18 protein-coding genes are annotated in these 21,073 nt (G+C 28.6%); all 18 read left to right on the top strand.

Annotated features, from left to right (window positions below; all coding sequences use genetic code 11):
- Nucleotides 1-212: 212 nt before the first annotated feature.
- A complete protein-coding gene (locus H8911_RS07115) occupies nt 213-740 on the top strand; it encodes a hypothetical protein (protein ID WP_186999159.1) in 528 nt (175 codons plus the stop codon).
- Nucleotides 741-763: 23 nt separating this feature from the next.
- The gene (locus H8911_RS07110) at nt 764-1,837 is read left to right on the top strand and encodes a S41 family peptidase (protein WP_186999158.1); all 1,074 of its coding nucleotides are present in this window, start codon (nt 764-766) and stop codon (nt 1,835-1,837) included.
- 420 nt (nt 1,838-2,257) lie between these two features.
- The gene (locus tag H8911_RS07105; protein WP_186999157.1) at nt 2,258-4,039 is read left to right on the top strand and encodes an ABC transporter ATP-binding protein; all 1,782 of its coding nucleotides are present in this window, start codon (nt 2,258-2,260) and stop codon (nt 4,037-4,039) included.
- 51 nt (nt 4,040-4,090) lie between these two features.
- Nucleotides 4,091-4,441, top strand: a complete 351-nt coding sequence (locus tag H8911_RS07100; RefSeq protein WP_186999156.1) for a hypothetical protein — start codon at nt 4,091-4,093, stop codon at nt 4,439-4,441.
- Between the two features lie 219 nt (nt 4,442-4,660).
- Nucleotides 4,661-6,034 carry an RNA-binding domain-containing protein gene (locus H8911_RS07095; RefSeq protein ID WP_186999155.1) on the top strand — a complete coding sequence of 458 codons (1,374 nt, stop codon included), beginning with the start codon at nt 4,661-4,663 and terminating at the stop codon, nt 6,032-6,034.
- Nucleotides 6,035-7,105: 1,071 nt separating this feature from the next.
- Nucleotides 7,106-7,807, top strand: coding sequence for a LytR/AlgR family response regulator transcription factor (locus H8911_RS07090; RefSeq protein ID WP_186999154.1), 702 nt, complete (start codon nt 7,106-7,108; stop codon nt 7,805-7,807).
- A 449-nt stretch (nt 7,808-8,256) separates the two neighbouring features.
- Entirely contained in the window at nt 8,257-8,904 is a 648-nt protein-coding gene (locus H8911_RS07085) for a hypothetical protein (RefSeq protein ID WP_186999153.1), read from the top strand.
- Between the two features lie 113 nt (nt 8,905-9,017).
- The gene (locus H8911_RS07080) at nt 9,018-9,713 is read left to right on the top strand and encodes an ABC transporter ATP-binding protein (RefSeq protein ID WP_222620988.1); all 696 of its coding nucleotides are present in this window, start codon (nt 9,018-9,020) and stop codon (nt 9,711-9,713) included.
- Nucleotides 9,714-9,741: 28 nt separating this feature from the next.
- A complete protein-coding gene (locus H8911_RS07075; RefSeq protein ID WP_186999151.1) occupies nt 9,742-10,788 on the top strand; it encodes an ABC transporter permease in 1,047 nt (348 codons plus the stop codon).
- A gap of 10 nt (nt 10,789-10,798) precedes the next feature.
- Nucleotides 10,799-12,085 (top strand): hypothetical protein, encoded by a 1,287-nt coding sequence (locus H8911_RS07070; RefSeq protein ID WP_186999150.1) that lies wholly within the window; start codon nt 10,799-10,801, stop codon nt 12,083-12,085.
- Between the two features lie 1,168 nt (nt 12,086-13,253).
- Nucleotides 13,254-13,460 (top strand): hypothetical protein, encoded by a 207-nt coding sequence (locus tag H8911_RS07065; RefSeq protein WP_186999149.1) that lies wholly within the window; start codon nt 13,254-13,256, stop codon nt 13,458-13,460.
- A gap of 122 nt (nt 13,461-13,582) precedes the next feature.
- Nucleotides 13,583-13,900 carry a hypothetical protein gene (locus H8911_RS07060; protein ID WP_118012672.1) on the top strand — a complete coding sequence of 106 codons (318 nt, stop codon included), beginning with the start codon at nt 13,583-13,585 and terminating at the stop codon, nt 13,898-13,900.
- A 316-nt stretch (nt 13,901-14,216) separates the two neighbouring features.
- Complete coding sequence (locus H8911_RS07055; protein WP_186999147.1) at nt 14,217-15,290, top strand: Abi family protein; 1,074 nt, start codon at nt 14,217-14,219, stop codon at nt 15,288-15,290.
- A gap of 339 nt (nt 15,291-15,629) precedes the next feature.
- Nucleotides 15,630-16,928, top strand: coding sequence for an IS4 family transposase (locus H8911_RS07050; protein WP_186999146.1), 1,299 nt, complete (start codon nt 15,630-15,632; stop codon nt 16,926-16,928).
- 607 nt (nt 16,929-17,535) lie between these two features.
- The gene (locus tag H8911_RS07045) at nt 17,536-17,685 is read left to right on the top strand and encodes a hypothetical protein (RefSeq protein ID WP_186999145.1); all 150 of its coding nucleotides are present in this window, start codon (nt 17,536-17,538) and stop codon (nt 17,683-17,685) included.
- A gap of 329 nt (nt 17,686-18,014) precedes the next feature.
- Nucleotides 18,015-18,338, top strand: coding sequence for a hypothetical protein (locus tag H8911_RS07040; protein ID WP_186999144.1), 324 nt, complete (start codon nt 18,015-18,017; stop codon nt 18,336-18,338).
- Between the two features lie 2,250 nt (nt 18,339-20,588).
- Nucleotides 20,589-20,723, top strand: coding sequence for a hypothetical protein (locus H8911_RS12725; protein ID WP_255466316.1), 135 nt, complete (start codon nt 20,589-20,591; stop codon nt 20,721-20,723).
- Between the two features lie 110 nt (nt 20,724-20,833).
- Nucleotides 20,834-20,956, top strand: coding sequence for a hypothetical protein (locus H8911_RS12720; protein WP_255466315.1), 123 nt, complete (start codon nt 20,834-20,836; stop codon nt 20,954-20,956).
- The last annotated feature ends 117 nt before the right edge of the window (nt 20,957-21,073 follow it).

Here is a 21,073-nt window from a genome sequence, read left to right as displayed (position 1 = left end):
CAATTGAATTATAAAAGTTAGAATAGCTGAGACGAAAAAGATTTGCTTTGTTTTTATCGTAACTTGCGGTTAAATAATATATATTCTATGTGATGTACATAGAAAAAGCGTGTTTAAGGGTACAAAAAAATAAAAAAATAAATTTTGATACCCTTAAATGGCATTTATGTTATTATTAGCTTAAATAAAATGTGTTGAAAGGTTAAATGATTATGAATAATCAGTTTTATGGAGAACTAATCCTATTCTTGATTACTTGTCTTGTTGCACTTCCACTTCAATTTATTCCTAAACTAAAAGAGAACAAGAAAGTAAAAATAATTTTTGGCCTCGTGGTTTTTGCTGTGTTTGGTATTTATGCTACGTATACAAGTATCAAAGATAATCCTAAAGTGGATGCCAAATTAGGTGAAAATTATATAGAGTTTAAAAAGAATGAAGTTATTTCGCTTAATAATATAGAAGATGTTCAGTTTTATGATAACGTAAAGTTTGAGATTGTACCTAATGGCTATCGATGGAGTAATGATGATTATTATTCTGGAGATGCCAATGTAAATATAAAAAAAGGTGAAAAAACTTTAAAATACATATATAAGGGTAAAGTGTATATCAATGCGAATAATAAAAGTTATATTGTTCTTAATGAAAAAGGTGCATCCAAGTCTTATGTGTTTAATTTGGGTACGAAAAAGAAGACAAAACAAATGTATTATGAATTATTTGAGCATGTGCATTGAAATCTATAAAAGGCAGAATGAATATGAGAAAATGGCGAAATAAATTTATTATATGTTTGATGATTGTATTTGTATTTTTGAGTGGGATTTTTTATATAAATAGGAAATCAATAGGATATGTTTTAGATTATTTATATTTTATACGTGTGGTTGAAACAAATTCTTTTAGGTTAAATACTATTCCGAATTTAGATACAAAACAAATATATTTAAATAAGATAATGAATTGTAAAAATGATCGTGAATTTTTAAATGACTTAATTGAATTTTATTTCAATTATGAGACAAAAGGCCATTTCAATATTGTAGATGTGGATTCATATCATAGAATACATCAAGTGTATAAGAATTTAATTCAAGACAAAAGAATCAGTAAGAATAACTGGAATTATAAGAAACTAATGGATAAAGAGGTGTTTGATTCGTATTCCAACCTAGGAAAAGACACTTCTTATTTGCATGAAGAAAATGATAGAGGTGCTGATTGCTATGAAGACGGAGAATTCTTTGTGATTGAGTTTCATTCTTTTGATATAAGTATGTTAAATTCATTGGCTCAAATAAACGAAGAGCTTCAAGATTTTCATGGGGATAAAATAATAATTGATATTTCAGATAATGAAGGTGGATCTGATATTGTATGGAAAAAGTTAGTGTCTTATTTAAGTGGAGCAGATTATAGATATAAATCTAAAATAACAGGTCATGGAAAGGCATCGAAAAAATATGTGGAATCGTATGGCATAGATGTTCAAGGAAGTGAATCTAAGTTTTCATATATAGATTGCATAGATATTCAATCAGAGAAATTGTTTGATTTTAAAAAAGTTTATTTGATTATGGGTGATAAAACTTTTTCTGCAGCCGATTCATTTGCCAGATTTTCCCAGTGCACTGGATTTGCGACAGTAATAGGTAAAGAGAGCGCAGGATTTGGAACAGGTTTAGATCCTATGTTATTAAAATTGCCGTATACGAATGTGTTAGTTATGTTAGATTCAGTTGGTAAATATCCTGAAATAACAAAACCAAAATATCAATTAAATAATATTTGTATTAAAGGTGTTGAGCAATATATAGTTACAAATAATATATAAAAAAAGCACCCGGCAAATGCTAGGTGCAATCTTTGACAAATGGTGGTCTCAGTCGGATTAGTCTCTGTTGCAGCAAGTGTAGTTGCCTACTATATTTGCAAATGGCTTGACGGAGATGACTGAGTAGTAAAGCATTGTAAAGTGGCCTGGTCAGCCGCTTTTTTTTAATATAAAAGGAACTTGATGTTCAATTCAAGTTCCTTTTACGTGGCAGTTATTCTTAGCTTTTGCCTAATTGAATTATAGCCTGCTTTTTAGTGGATGCAATGCTAATGATTAAATATACTATTTGCACATATGACGTATTAGGAATATAATGTAACATAATGAAACTGTTTATAATATAATGAAAAACAATTCAATACGATATTGAAAATAATTACATTTATGCTAGAATCTCTTATAAAGAAGGTGATACGTATGTTTAAAAGCTTAACATTTCTTTGGAAGTATGCGTGGAATGTACAAAAAAGCTATTTGGTTTGTTTGATTTTGTATCAAATAACGAATACGATCCCACCTTTATTGATTATGTTTTTTCCAAAGATTTTGTTGGATGAACTAATGGGGCAAAATCGAATTTCATATTTACTTAAATATATCATTATCTTTTCAATTGTGATTTTTTTAATGAAGTTTTTAAGTGACTTTTTAAAGAATACGGCCTTCTATAAGCGATGTATTATTTTAGAAAAGTTTCAGGTGGAGTTAAATACAAAACTTTCTAAAGTGGATTATGCGTGTTTGGAAGATCCAGAGTTTTTAAATCTGAAACAAAATGCGGAAAAATTTTTATATGCGAATGGACAAGGATTTAGTTTTGTATTAGATCGAGCGATGGAAATCATTAGTAAAGTGATGATTTTCGGTACAGTGATTTGGATCATAGCTTCATTAAATAAAGCAGTGTTGCTTGTGTTTTTATGTCTTGCCTATCTAAATAGCAAAGCGCAGATGCGATTTAAAAAAGCCTATGCCAGATTGGAAATGGAGAAAAATCCGAAGGAAAGAGAATTGTCTTATTTTATGAATGTGTTTTCGGATGTAAAATATGGCAAGGAAATTCGAATGAATCAAGGTCAATATGTATTGATGGATTTTTTAAAAGATTGTTTACATAAGCTTTGGAAGTTTTATAAAAATCAGATGTATATTATGGATAAATCCGATTTCTTTATGCATCTTATGGATTTTTTTCAAAGAATGATTTCTTATGTATATATGGTTTTTATGGTATCAAAAGGATTTATATCCATCGCAAATTTTACACTGTATATCAATGCGATTTCGACATTTACAACTTCTATGGATGAAGTGATCGATAGTGTGAATGATATAAATCAGTATAGTTATTATTTTGAAGCTGTTGAGAAATTTATGAATTTGCCTATGGATATATATGATGGAAAGGTCAACCGTAATATGCCTTCTCATTTTGAATCGTTAGAATTTAGAAATGTTGGATTTAAATATGGCGGTAGCGATAAATGGGCTTTAAAAGATATCAATTGTTTCATGAAGGCTGGAGATAAAATTGCAGTGGTTGGAGAAAACGGTGCGGGTAAGACTACGTTTATTAAATTAATTTGTCGATTGTATGATCCAACTGAGGGAATGATATTATTAAATGGGGTGGATATTAAAGAGTATGATTATGTTCAATATGTAAAATTCATTTCAACTGTATTCCAGGATTTCCAATTATTTTCAATGTCACTTAAGGAAAACGTGAGTTTATCGCGAAAAAGTGATGAAAATCGAATTCAGGATATATTTGATTCTTTGGGAATTTCTGCATTTGTAAAGAAATACAAGAAAGGCTTGAATGTACGTGTACACAAGGATTTTGATTCAGATGGTTTTGAACCTTCAGGCGGAGTTGCTCAAAAAATTGCGATTAGTCGAGCTATCTATAAAGATACACCAATAATCATATTGGATGAGCCAACGGCTGCATTGGATCCAAAATCAGAATCGGAGATTTATGAACAATTTAATGAATTATCAAAAAATAAGTTGGCTATTTTTATTTCACATAGAATGGCATCGACAAGGTTTTGTGATAACATTATTGTTTTTAAGAATGGAAGCATTGAAGAAATGGGTAGTCATTATGAATTAATGAAGGCACATTCTGTATATTGGAATTTATTCAATATGCAGTCAAAATATTATATGAATGCAGAAAGTGGGAAGCTATGATGGAAACTTGGAAATTAGTAGAATGATTGGAATAAGCAACAGATAATTCAATTGGATGATGTAAAAGAGCAAAACTCAGTGTTACAGACAAAAGTGGATGGTCATGATCATAGCATGTTGGTAATAAATAAGGAACTGAATAAGTCTGAAGTGAAAAAATATGTGGATGCATTTTTAGTGATCATAGGATTATTAATTATTGTTGGAACAGTAATCTATTATTTATTCTATAATTTAAATTCAACTACAATGTATGCCATCTGTTGTATTGTTCTAGTAGTAATGATTTTTTTACTATATATTAGAAACTATAAGAACAATCATTATGGTGGCACAAATTCAAAAATGATTTTCTTGATGCACATTAGCTTTGATCCAATAATTATTGATTGTATAAATTAAAATTCTCTCAATAAAAGAGTATCACTTGTTGCGGTGATACTCTTTTGCAACTTTGGTTTAAGTGGGCGATTGGATTGCTGTTTATATATAAGACTTTGATATAGGAATATGCTTTATATAAAAAATATCTGTTGTGATAGAACAATGGGAAATATATTTCTTTTCATTGATTTAATGAGTCATTGTATATATCATTGATATTAGAGGTGACACTATAAAATGACTAAGTATATTGAAGATGAACGTACAGAATTAAAACGAGAGTTGATTGATGAAGTCAAAAGCGAAATAATTGCTTTTCTTAATAGTGATGGTGGAACCATTTATGTAGGTGTGGACGATGATGGTAGCATTGTTGGGATTAAAGATGATGCTTCTAAAGATAAAGTAGATCTGAAATTAGGAAACTGGATTCAAGAAGCATTCTTTCCCAAACCTTCAGGATTAATTCAATATTATTTTAATAGTGATGATGTTTTGGTCATTAATATTTCTAAAGGAATAAACAAACCATACTATTTAAGAGAAAAAGGACCAAAACCCTCAGGCGTATATATTCGTGTTGGTAGAAGTAAGCGTAAGGCTAATGACGATGAGATATTACGTATGATAATGGAGTCACATAGCTACAGTTATGAAGATGACATTTCCGAGGAACAGGATCTTACATTCAAGAGTTTTGAACGAACACTTGAAGAGAATGATATAAACTTAACGCCTCGATTAATGAATACAATGGGTTTGAAAGCTAAATCAGGTAAATATACAAACCTTGCATATTTATTATCTGATCAATCTGAGATTGTTGTCAAAGTTGCAGAATACGATTCTGAAATGAATTTCAAAATCAAAAAGAGTTTTAAAGGTTCGTTAGTGAATGTTTTAAAAAATGTAGAAGAACAGGTAGAAAGATTAAATGATTTACGAGTTGTGATTGATGGAAGTTCGTTTAAGCGAATTGAAACAAAATCTTATCCCGGTGCATCTATTCGTGAAATGGTTTTAAATGCAATATGCCATGCCAATTACTTTATACGTTCGAATATTAAAATCGAATTCTTCCCTGATAAGGCAAAAATTACTAGTCCAGGTGGAATATTTAATGCATCTATGGATGATATTATGAATGGCGTGCAAACATATCGTAATCCAAGGTTAGTACATGTGTTTGATAAACTAGGTATGATTGAAAACTTTGGTACAGGAATTCCTAGAACGATGGAAAGCTATAAAAATTATGTCGTGAAACCTGAGTTTAAAGCAACGGAAAATTTCTTTTTTGTCACATTACCGAACGTTAACTATCTAAAGAATGACTCAATAACTGACTCAATAACTGACTCAATAACTGACCCAATAACTGACCCAATAACTGACCCAATAAGCGATTTGGGATTAGAAATAATGAAAGCTTTAAAACTGAATCCTGGAATAAACACAATAAAACTATCTGAAATAATCCAAACAAATTTGCCATCAGTTAGCAGGGATATGATAAAAAATGAGTTAAAAAGAAACTTGACTGTTTATGTAGAGCATCGTGGCTCGAATAGAAATGGCGGATATTACTTAAAAAGTAAAGATGATAAATAAAATATAGGTAAGAAGAAATTCTTTTGTTGTGAATTCAGTTAGAAGCAATGGATTCAGAGGAAAATAAAAACAATCGAAATCGATGAAAAAAAGCGGATAATTTACTATCCGTTTTTAATATGCTTTGAAAATTTTTTGATAAAATTTTGCAATAAAGTTAGTGTGGATTATCTCGCATTTTATTGTATCAGCCGATGCTCAGTTGATTTATAGGATTGTTATTTTTTGCTACTTGATTTTATGATAAAATGGACATACTATTCTGCAACTCCTCTCTCGGTAACGGGAAGGAGGTGAATCTCGTGGAGGAGATATTGTTATCCGTTATTGTCTCTGTCATAGCAGGTGTGGTAACCCATATTATATGCAAACGGCTCGATGGGGATAAGTAGAATAGTGAGCCTTTAGCGGTAGAATTAGTCCTTCTACTGCTTTTTTCGTTGAAAAAAGGATGGTTTAGTCCGAACCATCCTTTTACTCGTGTAGGCTTGTTATCCGTTTGCCTACTTGAATTATAGCATACTTTTTAGGTAATTCAATGCTCATGATTAGGTGAAATATTATTGGTTCCATGTATATTCGATTCGTGCTTTCAATATAGTTGTTTTTCCTTGTCATATTATTTAATTGAAACTCTAAAATTTTAGATTGTTTCGGTGAATATGATATTGATTTATACCTTGAGAAAGTATCGTTTAAAACATACAAACTTAGTATATTAGATAGAATTATTTACTTACTAAGTTATATTACACATGAAAAATAACATATGAAACGTTTGGATGAAAACAATTACATATATGCTACCATGAAAAAAGAGTGCTATTTATAACGATAAAATAAAACTTATATCATTTTTATTAATAATTACAACAGTTATCACGTAAAAAAATAGATCATTCGATTAACAATAGTGTTGAAGTTAATGATGTCTATGCACCATTTCCAATTATTACAGTTAAACTGGCAACGATGCAAAATGGTTTTAACATAGGAAAGAATGTAGTTGAATATGTTATTTGTTAAGAATGTGTGGTAAAGTAATCTAAAACAGAAAGATAAGGATATTTAATGATTAATATTTTAATTTGTGATGATGAAATAAATGATGCCAACATTGTTAAAGCATGTATAGAGAATTTATTGGATTCAAAAAACATTGCTTACAATATAAAAATATGTTTGAATGCGACAGAGCTAATAGAGAAAAGTAAAAATGTTAATTTTCTCTTTTTGGATATGGAAATTAATGGAATTAGTGGAATAGATATGGGATTGAAGCTTAGAACGTTAAAAAATCAATGTCACATTATTATTACTTCGAATTATCAAAAATATTTATTGGATGGATATTCCATAAAGCCAGATCGGTATATACTAAAGCCTTATACGCAGGATCAATTTAATATGATTATGGAACCTGTATTCAATGAATATTTAAATGAAAATAGATATATTATGGATGAGAAGATTCCTGGAACAAAGATTTATATTAATGATATCTATTATTTGGAATATAGTAGAAAATACACCTATTTATATCTACATAATAGAACAATTAAAACTCCTTATTCGTTAAGCTATTGGAGAAGTACACTATGTAACGAGGCATTTGAACAGTGCTATAAGTCTATATTAGTGAATTTGAAAAGAATAAATTATTTAGATAAGCAGGATGTCATCTTACAGAATAATGTTAAACTCCCTGTTTCTAGATTCTACAAAAAGACTTTTGAAGAAGCTTGGATCAATGAAATGAGTAAATCTATATGACATATTTTTTTCACATATGTTTATTGATAATCTTATATACAATTCTTTCCATACAAGATAAAATCAAGCCAAACATAAAATCAATCGGCAAATTTATAATATTCACAATCATCATAGTGCTCTTTAATTATTCTATTTCAAATAGTCATTTATTATGGATGTTTGCCTTAATAAATATTGTTTTTTACGGATTGTTTATTCAGTTTATTTTTCATAAAAACTTAACTGATTCACTTTATCTGTCCATTTCATATTGGATTTGCATTGAAATGGTGGATTTGATATTTCAATTTTGTAGAATTGATTATTTGAATTTGACAAGCAACTACTTGTTTATGTTTGTCCTAATTATAATTATGTATGTTCCCTATCTATATTTAGAGAAAGTTGAAAAAAAGATATGGATCTTTATATTGCCCATAACACTATGTTTTTTTATGATATATATTTTGGAGAATGAAGATCTTTTTGAACGTATTTCAATGATTATATTAATTGGTTTGTTTATTTCAAACTTATTGTATTTATATTTTTTCTCATTTACCATCAAAAATATAAATCTTCAAAATGAAAAAAACGAATTACAACGAAAATTGAAAATTGCTCAAAATAATTACAATAATACATTTGATTTTTTACACGCACTAATACATGATAGTCATTCTATAGATATGTATTTCAAGAACAAAGAATATGAAAAAGCAGAAAATGATTTTTATGTAATGAAGCAGGAAATAATTGAAAAGTTCAATGCCATTTACACCGGAAATACAGCTTTGAGCACCGCAATATGCAACATTGATCTTGGAAATGCAACCGTTCAACATTTCGTTCAATGTAATACAAAAGAGTTTAATGATTCGGATCTGACTATATTTTTCATAAACACATTGAATAATCTGATAGAGGATAATGAGCCTATCATATATGTATCCATAATAAACATAGGTTTAAATAAAGCAATTTCAATTAAAACAAGCCTAGTACATGATTTCTCGGTTGTTGAAAGAGAGAACCATAGATTTATAAAAAAATACAATTTAAAAGTAGACAAAGAAGAAAAAAAGATTACTTTCTTGCATCTTAATCCCAAATAACAACCACATGATACCGTGTGGTTGTTTTACTTTCTTTTCTAGGTTAAAGTGAAAACAAAAATAAGAAGGAAGAGGTAAAGTTTGAATATGCTTTGTTTCAAACATGTATTATTATGAAAGCACTTAGTATTAAACACTTAAATAAGAATAAGATCTTGAACGATATAAATCTAGACATAGAAGCAGGAGAAATAGTGGCTTTGGTAGGTCCAAATGGTTCTGGAAAATCAACATTAATGAAGTGTATAATGGGATTTTCAAATATAGATAGTGGCGAAATCTGGATTTTTGATTCTCTTAATAATAAGAAAGCATTAAAAGGTGTAGCTTGCAGCATTGAATATCCACCATTATATCCTGATTTAAATGGATTGGATCATTTTAAATTGATTTCTCAATTAAATAATATTAATGAGCAGCAGATGAATAACTATATAGAGTTTTCTGGCTTAAAAGAAAGGCTCAAGAAAAAAACAAAGTATTATTCTGTAGGAATGAAGCAGATGCTGATTTTATCTTTGGTTATAATGCAAAATCCAAGGCTGTTAATTCTAGATGAACCATTTAACGGGTTAGACTTACAAACTAAGAAAAGAGTCATAGATGAACTAGAAAACTTGAACAAACAAGGGACAACAATATTATGGTCATCACATGAAATAAACCAGTTAAGAGAGATGAGTGATAGATATGTCTTTATTAATTGTGGAAAAATCGTTGGGCATATGCAGAATGAAAAAAAGTATAAAGCGGTGAATCGAGAGGATCCTTTGGAACGATACTACTTTGAGGTATGTAAAAATGTTTAATTTTCTAAAATTTGAAATTAGAGGTTTCATGTCAAAAAAAGTACTCTGTTATATTGCACTATGTGCTTTTTTGATGTTTTGTGGCTGTGTCAAAACAAACAAAGAATATTTGGAGTTAAAGAATGGAAGAATAGAAAATTTACAGATAATGAAAGTTGATGAACAGATTCATATCAACATATTGAAATACGATTTGAGTCAACAATATGATAAGGAAAAAGAAAAAGAATTGCAGTATTGGTATCTTCAAATTGATTATACGGATGCATTGGAAAATGCCTATGTAAAGAATGATGATCTAGAAATACTGAAAAAAAGAATTCAAAGAAACAAACATGTTTTATATGGGTTGAACAAAAATTATTTGAGTCCATTTACAGATTCTTTTGTACCTAATAAAAAAAGCTTAAAATCTGATATTGCGATGGATGAATTTAATTTGAAAAACAACCAATTGGATGTGGTTGATCAACAAAAACCGACATTTTGTTTTTACTTAAAAAATATACAATGTAAATCAATCTTTACTGCTGTTATTTTCCTGTTGATTCTTCTTATTAACGCAGACATATGGAGTAAGGAATTTTCAAGTACAAAACCATATCAATATATATTTTCATATCCATTAAGCCGAAAATGTATTTTACTAATACGAAATATGTTTTATTGCATAATCTCTTTGTTGTTGGTTGTATCTTTTACTGTTGTTCTTTGTTTTGTTGGATATATTCAATATGGTTATGGAGGACACTTATTTATCCTAACAAATGGTTCATTACTAAAAATCATGCACATCCTATTAAAAAGCTTTCTTATTTTTATGTTGAGTCTACTAATGTATGTTCAATTTATACAGCTAGTATCTCTGGTTTTAAAAGATGAGATCATTACCTGGTTTGCCGTGATTATGATATCACTGGTTTCTTGCTTTGTGATAACAGGTTGGAATCCTTTCTCATATATTCTTTCTTTTAATATTGATTTTTATTATGAAAAGACATTTATTTTATTTTTCATAAATCTACTTATACCTTTTATAAGTTGTGTCTTTATAGAAAATATGGATTTTGAATAGGAGATTCAATATGATTAAATATCAAGTAATCGCAATCTTAAAAATGAGAATCACTAAAATATTATTACTGTTATTGATTATGTTAAATCTGATATCTTTTATCAGTTTAAATAATCAGAAGACAGATTTTGAGAATGATGTAAATAACAAAGTTCAAGAAACGATTGCGTTAAAACAGAAATTTAAAAGTCTTAGAATTGTATACCAATATGAATCTGATGAAAGTTGGAACAATTTCTTTTCTTATTTGGATTGGAAAATAAATCGCTTAGAAAACTTAGCTGGCCAAGATTCTATCGACGCATATTATAAATGTTTATTAGAAATATCCAGTGTCGACATCGATTGTTATGCAAACGATAGAGTCGGGGATCTTCATTTTAAAAGTATTAAGCCCAAAGAATTTGATCAAGAAAGGTATGAGTTTAACAGGAATGCATTAAATACTGTTTTTGCCAAAGCAAATACATCGAGTTTTATACATCAACTCTATGTTAATGAAGTTTCTCATATGAAATTAATGTATCAAAGAGTATACGAAAATTCTTTTCTAGATAAATCCTCGTTATTAGGTTATTTGCTGAATAATCTGAAAGCAGATTCTATTCTATCTTTTTTGTTGCCGGTTTTGATTGTTATATTCACTTTAACTGTTTTAAACGTATATCAAGACAATAATTTACATCAACTACTCACAATCCAATCTAGAAGAAGATATTTGTTTAATATAGTCATATCTGTATGTATTTGTTTAGGGATTATTTATTGCCTTTCATTTTTTGTGATTGGTATGACTCTTCTGCAAAATCATCAATTTACTAAGATAGATACAAAAATATTGGTTGATCAGGTCAATATTTTCAAGTTTAACAGTTATGTTCATGGTGTGGAAAAAATGTATTATATGGGAAACGAATACTTTGCTTCTGCTGATACGCTGTTTACTATACCTGAATGCTTAAGTTTAATGCCAATATGGAAAGTCCTATCTCTTTTAGGAATTATGAATATGACTAAAACGCTATTCTATATTTTAACTACAACATTAATATTCTTATGCACACGAAAAAAGAAGAATTTTAAAACTGTGTGTATAGCATCTTTTATTATTACTTATTGCATTTCGCAATTTGGATTGTTGTTTCCATGTATAAACCCATTGGCAATTGTTTCTTCATTTAGCCTTATTTGCGGAGGATATGAAATAACATGGTTGTATGGAATGATAGAGCTAACCCTTTATACACTGTTGCTGTATTTGTTTATACGCAAAAGAATAAGAAAGGTTGATTTTTAAAATGATTAATATTATTTTTCCAGTACAAAAGATATTAAACCTCTCGTAATATTTTATTGCTGTATTTCTGTTATAGTCTCTATTATCTCAGCATTGTTTCCTCTGTTTGAAGGCTATTTAATTGATTCTATTACTCAGATATAGATGAATAAGCAAAGTTCTGAAGATAAAACGAGGGTAAGAAAAACAATGGATTTGGGGGGAAATAAAAATAATCGAAATCGATGAAAAAAAGCGGATAATTTACTATCCGTTTTTAGTATGCTTTGAAAATTTTTTGTAGTTTTTTTGTAACTTTTATCTAAAAGAGAGAATGAATTCGCTATTATTGATGATATTGAACATAACCATAATGCAAGAATATGCTTTAAATAAGACATAAAAAAAGCACCTGGGAAATGCTAGGTGCAATCTTTGACAAATGGTGGTCTCAGTCGGAATCGAAAAGCTATTTTGTTGATAACGGATTTTATTGTTATTTCTGCTTTGTATAAAGGTGCAATAATTCAAGAAAATGCATAAAATCCTATACTTTTTATCTGTTTTTGAAAATTTTTTGAAGAAATTTTGCGATAAAATAATGATGAACAATATTATATTTTATGGTATTAGTTGATTTATATAATTATTATTTTTGTACATTTGATTTTATGATAAAATGGACATACTATTTTGCAACTCCTCTCTCGGTAACGGGAAGGAGGTAAGAACGTGTCAGAGTTTTTCTTCAACTTTTTAGTCTCTGTCGGAGCAAGTATGGTTGCCTACTATATTTGCAAATAGCTTGATAGAGATGACTAGACAACAAAGCATATAAGAGCAGGATGACAACCTGCTTTTTTGTAAAAAAAGAAGAACTGAGTAACGAGTTCAGTTCTTCTCACATGGCAGATTCATCTTCAACTTTTGCCTATTTAGATTATATCATGAACTTTTTAAAAGTAAACGTCCGAGACTTAGCGAAAGCTAAGTACGAGGACACGTACTTATTGACTACTAATAAATTATATCCTGTATTTTAGAGCACTAATAGACTGTACTTTTAAATTTATACTTGTTAAAATCATTGTATAAAGAATACTTAGAGAATGAAAAAGGAGCTTTGATACCAATGGACAGTATAGTGATTTTTACGTAGTGATAATGATGGAGAGGATAGTGATTAGTAATGAAATTTTTAGATAATTATTTAAAAAGAAGAATAAAAGAACTTGATGAGCATCCTGAGCTTAATAAAAATGGAAAAATATCTCAAAAACAGGCTGAAAAATATTTCAAATATTTTGTAGTATTTCTTCTTCTTGCTACTTTTATTATATTAGCTATACACGTGTCTCTTTATGGTGGCGCGCTTATTTTCCCACCACTTATGTAAGATACAATATTGGAATATAAAATTATAAAGAACACTTAGAGAATGGAAAAGGAGCTTTGATACAAATGGACATATCAGTGATTTTTACGTAGTGATAATGATGGAGAGGGATAAGAAAATATATGATTAAATATTTTATGATATCCTTAATAGGTATAATAGTATTTATGAATGGATATTGTATAAAAAAAGGAAATATAGGATTATTGCATTTGCATAATAGAATAATGATTTTAAATGAAGATAAAGATTCTTATTGTAGAATGATTGGTAGAGGACTAATGATCATGGGATTAGGAGCATTAATATCTTCATTATTATCTGCTTGTTTAAACAATGAGAATTATCTATTTATTTTATTAGCATCATCTGCTATAGGAGTAACAATGTGTTATTATGCAGTGTTTAAGTATAATATGTATAGGAAAATTCAATCATGAATAAAGCACATAGAAATATAATATATTTTTATAGTATTTATTAAAAATTTATATTGAATAGGATGAGTCGTACTTAATATAAAATATAGAAAAAGCAGATTGTATTCGTGATACAGGTTTAACAAAACCAACAGTATATAAGTGGTGGAATATATAAAAAATCAGAGGATATTAAGTCAATGTCATTAAGTTAATAAAATATCACTTTTTTGAGATACATAAATTTTGTATCTCTTTTTTATAACCTTTGTTCTCTATGTCGAAATCTAAGTAGATTCATGATAAAATATGTAACGTAGAAATGGAAGTAAATTATATGGAATGTATAGAAAATCATAAAGAATATAAAAATATAGATGAACAAATTCGTTATTTATATGATTCTAAAAAGATAGTCGTTGACAAAGAAGATGAGCATTGGTTTGTTGACGTAAACTATATCACTTTAATAAATCCTTATAAAGAAATCTTTGCAACAGGAAAAGATGAGAATGGAAACCATGTCTATGGTGAATATACAAATTTTAAAGAGTTTTTAAAAATAATGGAGATAGAACTAAAGTTTACTGATGTGTTGTATAAAAGCATTAGAGATTTTGAAAGAAAATTTAAAAATGTTATTTTTTCAATACTATGTAAAAACTATGTTGAGGAAAAGAAAGATATTTATTGCACCAACTATGCGCTTGAAATTGAAACCTTTTTAAATGTTTTTAATTCAAACGAAGAAAAAGTTGATGATAAGTATTTTCCTCTCTTTTGTAGTAACATGTATAACACACTGAAGAAAACAGGATATGTAGAAAACGATTATGGATTTTTAGCAAAAATAGACCTCATCAAAAAAATGTATAGCATAGGAACTGGCAAAGAAATTGATGGGTATAAAACAGATGTATCAAATCGATTAGTAACTCATTTTACTTCAAAAAATATAATTGCACCTCTTTGGGTAGTTCCTAATGCTTTAACCTTAGGCGAAATATCCATATTGTTTTCGATGCTTGATGAAAGTTTACAAAATGAAATATATACAATTATGGAAAATAAAAGTTTGAAACTTCAAAGCGGAGAATATGAATATAAAAAATTGAGCAAATTTTCAGGCCGATTAGAATATATTCGAGCTATGAGAAATACTATAAATCACTATGAACCAATATTGCCATTATTTGTGAATACTATTAATAATCAGGCAAAAGCAATCAAAAATTCAAAAGTATATTCTGCATTAAACGAATTAAATAAAAATTGGACATATGAACAAGTAAAAACACAAAATTTTGAGACAAGTTTAGATATTAATACTAACTTAACTACTTATAATATCCCTAAAATTCGACTATTAGAAATGATGGAATCTTATAGTAACTGTTTTAAAAGTAAATAATTATTAAATAGAAAGTGCTAACATATATTTATTCGGACAAGAAAAGATTGAAAAGAATAATTGTATATTAGCACTTTCTCATAAAAAAAACTGGACTCCATCTCAGTCAAAGCTGAGGTAGGATTCCAGGTTGCGCATATCACGCCTTCGTCATGATTAATATACCATATTTTTTTGCAAAATGCAAGAAAAATTATATAGTCCCCTTACAATAAGCCATAAAATTTTTACCAAGCAATTCTATTCCTCTTTTGACTTAAGAACACCAAATTCTTCAAAAGATTTATTATGCTTAAATATGTTATTTGTTTATAAGTACACTGTTATAGGAGAATACTTATGAACCAGTTTAAACATATGAAAAAGATGCTAAAACAATGTATACATCAATTAGATGAATCCTCTTCTTTATTTGTTATCAATCCGGATAAGGATTTCACACGCAAAAGAAAGCATCTATTTGGAAACACATTGATGAATGTTTTGCTTTTAGAAGGCGGTTCATTAAAAGATGAATTGTATAAATTATTTGGCTACAATCTAGATACACCGACTGTATCTTCTTTTATACAGGCAAGAGATAAGATTCAACCAGATGCTTTTCATACCTTATTCAATTTGTTTAATGAAAAAACTAAAAAGCCAAAATTATATAAAGGATATCGTCTTTTAGCTGTGGATGGCTCTACATTGCCTATTACTTCTGAAATCAAAGACAAGAAAACAACAATCCAAAAAGCGAACAATTCCGATAAACCATTCTCTGCTTTTCATCTAAACACAAGCTATGATATTTTGGAATATACCTATGATGATATCGTTCTTCAGGGACAGGCTATACAGGATGAACGAGAGGCACTCAATAAAATTGTCGAGCACCACAAAGGCGATAGAGCCATCTTTATTGCAGACAGAGGGTATGAATCCATCAATTCCTTTGAAAAAATTAACTTATCAGGAAATAAGTATCTGGTTCGAGTTAAAGATATTCATTCTACTGGGATGCTACGCAGTTTTGGACCTTTTCCAGATGAAGAATTTGATATGCAAGTCAAACGCATATTGACTACAAAGCAAACAAATAAAATAAAAGCTCACCCTGAAATCTATAAGTTTGTACCACAGAATCAGCGATTCGATTACTTCAATAAGTCACCATTTTATGATTTTGAATGCCGAGTTGTTCGCTTTAAGATTACAGAGGATACGTATGAATGTATCATCACGAATCTTGATAAAGATGAATTCAGTATACAGAATATCAAAGAGCTGTATCATTTTCGATGGGAAATCGAAACGAGTTATCGTGAGTTAAAATATGATTTGGATTTAAACACATTGCATTCTAAGAAACGAAACCTGATTGAACAGGAAATTTATGCTAAGATGCTCCTTTACAACTTTTGTAGCCGTATTACAAATGGAATCGATGTTGCTAAACGAAAACGCAAATACGAATACCAACTTAACTTTGTTCGAGCTTTTCATATTATTCGGGAGCATCTTAAGAAAACGAAGACTCCATCTTATATTTGTGATGTCATTGCGAAAGAAATCCTTCCTGTTCGCAGAAATAGACAGAATAAAAGAAAACTGAAGCCGAAAGCTCCAGTCTCCTTCAATTACCGTTTTGATTAACACTTATAACCATATATCCAACGATGTAGCAGAAATGCTGCACTTTTTGGCGTGGTGACAACCAAAAAGACTGCCTAGATGTATTAATCTAAACAGTCTCGTCATTCTTAACTAAATGACATTGGATATTAAGTCCTCTTTTTTTGCAAAAAAAAAGGAAAACCGAGTGACTAGGTCAGTTTTCCTTAACGTGGCACAATTTTGTGATTTTTGCCTACACGAATTATATCATGAACTTTTTAAAAGTAAATATTAGCAATCAAGTTGTTAAATATAGGTGAATCAGCACTCAATATGAGAATTGAATAGAATTTCAAAGCATGATTGTTTAATAGTATCGGATAATAGTAGCAATTCATTTGTATAGTAGTCATCAAATGTTTTTGTATCTAGCAACTCAGTAGATTCATCTATTGAAAATCATGTATGGAAACAGGATGGAACTACTTATTTAGATGATGTAGCAGTAGATATTTTAGATCAACACAGGAAAGAAAATCCTGTTGTAATTATCAATAAAGACACTGATTCTAGGTTAAAACAATTAGAAGATGAGAACAAAAATCTGTTAATAAAAGTTGCACAACAGGCAGATAAAATATCGCAATTGAATGAAGATTTAAAAAATAAAATAGAACAAATGACTTTATTAATGCTAGAAAACAAAGAAAAAACATTTTTATTGGAACAGAAAAAAGACCAGACAGAAGAAATAAATCAATTAAAAGAACAACTAGATCGAGAAAAGAGCAGTTAAATGAGATAGAAAAGTTAAAAAATGAATTAGAAAAAGAAAAAAATAAAGGTTTCTTTGCACGTTTATTTAGGAAATAAAAATATTGCTCTAGCAAATTAGAGTAATATAATTGATCCATTATGTTTATATGAACAAAGTAAAAAAAAGGCAGGGTATAATTTAAACAATACTTGAACTATATCAGGAATAAATAGATTTTTTAAAATATAAAAATGCAAATTATTTAATTGTGATGTTAAAATAATTAAAAATATCATACTTAAATAAAAGTGAATAATCTTTTATAATGAAAAAAATAAAAAGATAAATATCGAAAGTAGGTGGAAGATATGATTATAAAAGTGAATGATTCAAGCCTTTGTCTACATTATTTAGATGGTTTTCGGTTCCAAGTTGGTGGAAATGAATATTGTGTATTATTAGATACAACAGACATTGATTTATATCAATATGAAATTTGGAAAAAAGATGGCAATAATTTAACTTTTGTAAATAATGTACATGTTTCGTTGGATAAATTTAGGGAGTATTATTTTGCAGATGAAAGATCAACAAATTATAAAATAATAGAGGAATTGATTATCCCAACAATAATCAAAGAGAATAGTGAAAAGAAGTATACTATAACTCAAGTAGACAAAAGTACAGATTAAAAGCAACATTAAGAAAAAGTAAATAATCAAGATGATTTCTATGTAATTTTTGAAAAAGATGATTGTCCTTCTTGTTCTAAGTTTATAGAAAAATTTAATGAATTGGCTAAAAACAAAAATATTTTGTTTTTTTTGTAAAAAAAGAAGAACTGAGTGACGAGTTCAGTTCTTCTCACGTGGCAGATTCATCTTCAACTTTTGCCTATTTAGATTATACCATGAACTTTTTAAAAGTAAACGTCCGAGACTTAGCGAAAGCTAAGTACGAGGACACGTACTTATTGACTACTAATAAATTATATCATGTATTTTAGAGCACTAATAGACTGTGTTTTTAAATTTATACTTGTTAAAATCATTGTATAAAGAATACTTGGAGAATGAAAAAGGAGCTTTGATACCAATGCAACATTTTGTCATACACTTTATTATACACTCTTGGATTTGTGTGATTCTGTTATCGACAACATTATCTAGAGTAAAAAAAAGCTCCAATGTTTTAATTTTTATTTCTTCAATATATATTCTTTTATATTTATTAGGATATGGAAAGAAACTTTTTACATTAACAAATAACATTATATATATATTAATTTATTTATTTATAATTGGATATTACATATATGTAATATTTAAAATTTTAGATACAAAGAAAAAGGACTAGTTACATAGTCCTCGGTAGCACAGTACAAAATAAAAAGAGAGGATTGCAGTCCTCTCTCTTTATTTTAGTGTTGCCACCAAATTTACCTACTTGAATTATATCATGAACTTTTCAAAATTAAATGTCCGAGACTTAGCAAAAACAATTTAAATAAAATAATTAAAATTCTAGATTTTCATTATTTGAATTATAATTTTGAAAATTTTTATTCATGCTTTAGAAAAAAAGGGGAACTAACTTCTTTTTTTGTCGTTTACCTTTTACAAAATCTTCTAAGTTATCATAGGGTTGTTGTCCTATTAAAGTATCTTTTAGTTTATGATTACTAAAAGATAAAATAGTGAGAACATATTCTATGTTATATTTTTTTTGCTAAAATATATAAACTTAATAAAATTAATAAACCTATAATAACCTGGAGAAAACGATTAGCGGAAAATAAATCAATATCAAAAATATAAAGTATTGATATGATACTTAGAAAGATAATTGCAATTTTTTTTTCATTGAGTCCTCTCTTTTTCATGTTCAGTTATTGAACATCTTTATGTACTACTTGAATTATATTATGAACTTTTTAAAAGTAAACGTCCGAGACTTAGCAAAAGCTAAGTACGAGGACACGTACTTATTGACTACCTTTAAATTGTATCATGTATTTTAGAGCATTAATAGACTATGTTTTTAAATTTATACTTGTTAAAATTTCTATATAAAGATACATAAAGAATGAAAAAGGAGCTTTGATACAAATGGACGGTATAGTGGCTTTTATAGTTGGGACACTTATTGGAGTAGCTATTCATAGCTACATAAAAAAAAGAAAGGAATAGGACTAATGTCCTCTTTATAATAATTCTTTTTCTTTTAAGTCTTTTAAGATAAGACTTGTAATATAGGATGTGATGTTACGTGCTTCAGATCCAGCAGCATCCTTCACTTTTTCTTTCAAAAAGCTGACAGAAAGGGGTTTAAGATACCAGATTATGTTATAATTTCGACTGGAGGTTGGCTTTATGAATTCAGACCTTCAAAGAGAACGCTTTTGTAATGCTTGGTTATTGTTTTATCTTTATGTACTCAGAATTTTTAACATTAGTAGTTTTGCTACTAATTATTCGAGAACTAAAGAAGTAACATAACCAAGACAAAACATTGCAGAAGTGAAAAAAAGAGAGGATTCCCGTCCTCTCTTTTCTCGTGTTCAGTTATTGAACATCTTTATGTACTACCTGAATTATATCATACTTTTTAGCGAATGCAATGCTCACTCATGATTAGGTGAAATATTATTGGCCCATGTATATTCGATTCATGCTTTCAATATAGTTGTTTTTCCCTGTCATATTTTTTAATTGAAACTCTAAAATTATAGATTGTTTCAGGGAATATGATACTGATTTATAGCTTGAGAAAGTATTGTTTAAAACATACAAACTTAGTATATTAGATAGAATTATTTACTAAGTCAGTTATATTACATATGAAAAATAACAAATGATACGTTTGATTGAAAATGAAATAAAAGTAGTATGAAAACGGTTACAACTATGCTAATATGAAATTAGAAAAGGAGGACATAGTATATGATGTCATTAGATTGGTTAGTTTACGCACTAGGTGTAGCAGCTGTTGTTTTCTTAGTTGTTATGTTCTTCAAGTATAAAAAGCACAATCGATATGCCGATAAATTTGAAGACACATATCCAGATGCAAAGTAAGATTATGAAAAAGAGACAGAGAAAAAAGAATAATAAGAATGTTTTTATTCCGTGTACTTGTGATGGAGTTCGTGTTTCAGATGAGCTTTCCTAAATGGTGATTCATTTCTATGGCTGTTCTACTTGCAGGTGGAGCTATCTATGGATTTTATATCAATGATTACTTACAAGAAATGATGTGTGTTGCAGATATTGGATTTTTTGTGTATGCGTATGAGCATTTTAATAAATAAATTCAAGATCATTCGATATTTCATTAAGAATGGAAGAAAAGGCAATTGAGATTTCTAAGTTTGATCATAATACAATAGAAGCTTTAGTACATTCTCAATTATTAGTACAAGTAGATG

The organism is Holdemanella hominis (assembly GCF_014306155.1).
GTDB lineage: Bacteria > Bacillota_I > Bacilli_A > Erysipelotrichales > Erysipelotrichaceae > Holdemanella > Holdemanella hominis.
Note: the sequence above shows the minus strand (reverse complement) of the source record. Positions and strands in the feature narration are given on the sequence as shown.

What these genes read in the sequence shown, in the direction of transcription:
- H8911_RS07050 (WP_186999146.1), top strand. Translation starts at nt 15,630, where the DNA reads ATGAACCAGTTTAAACATATGAAAAAGATGCTAAAACAATGTATACAT.
- H8911_RS07065 (WP_186999149.1), top strand. Translation starts at nt 13,254, where the DNA reads ATGAAATTTTTAGATAATTATTTAAAAAGAAGAATAAAAGAACTTGAT.
- H8911_RS12720 (WP_255466315.1), top strand. Translation starts at nt 20,834, where the DNA reads ATGGCTGTTCTACTTGCAGGTGGAGCTATCTATGGATTTTATATCAAT.
- H8911_RS07090 (WP_186999154.1), top strand. Translation starts at nt 7,106, where the DNA reads ATGATTAATATTTTAATTTGTGATGATGAAATAAATGATGCCAACATT.
- H8911_RS07115 (WP_186999159.1), top strand. Translation starts at nt 213, where the DNA reads ATGAATAATCAGTTTTATGGAGAACTAATCCTATTCTTGATTACTTGT.
- H8911_RS07095 (WP_186999155.1), top strand. Translation starts at nt 4,661, where the DNA reads ATGACTAAGTATATTGAAGATGAACGTACAGAATTAAAACGAGAGTTG.
- H8911_RS07110 (WP_186999158.1), top strand. Translation starts at nt 764, where the DNA reads ATGAGAAAATGGCGAAATAAATTTATTATATGTTTGATGATTGTATTT.
- H8911_RS07070 (WP_186999150.1), top strand. Translation starts at nt 10,799, where the DNA reads ATGATTAAATATCAAGTAATCGCAATCTTAAAAATGAGAATCACTAAA.
- H8911_RS07075 (WP_186999151.1), top strand. Translation starts at nt 9,742, where the DNA reads ATGTCAAAAAAAGTACTCTGTTATATTGCACTATGTGCTTTTTTGATG.
- H8911_RS12725 (WP_255466316.1), top strand. Translation starts at nt 20,589, where the DNA reads ATGATGTCATTAGATTGGTTAGTTTACGCACTAGGTGTAGCAGCTGTT.
- H8911_RS07060 (WP_118012672.1), top strand. Translation starts at nt 13,583, where the DNA reads ATGATTAAATATTTTATGATATCCTTAATAGGTATAATAGTATTTATG.
- H8911_RS07080 (WP_222620988.1), top strand. Translation starts at nt 9,018, where the DNA reads ATGAAAGCACTTAGTATTAAACACTTAAATAAGAATAAGATCTTGAAC.
- H8911_RS07105 (WP_186999157.1), top strand. Translation starts at nt 2,258, where the DNA reads ATGTTTAAAAGCTTAACATTTCTTTGGAAGTATGCGTGGAATGTACAA.
- H8911_RS07040 (WP_186999144.1), top strand. Translation starts at nt 18,015, where the DNA reads ATGATTATAAAAGTGAATGATTCAAGCCTTTGTCTACATTATTTAGAT.
- H8911_RS07055 (WP_186999147.1), top strand. Translation starts at nt 14,217, where the DNA reads ATGGAATGTATAGAAAATCATAAAGAATATAAAAATATAGATGAACAA.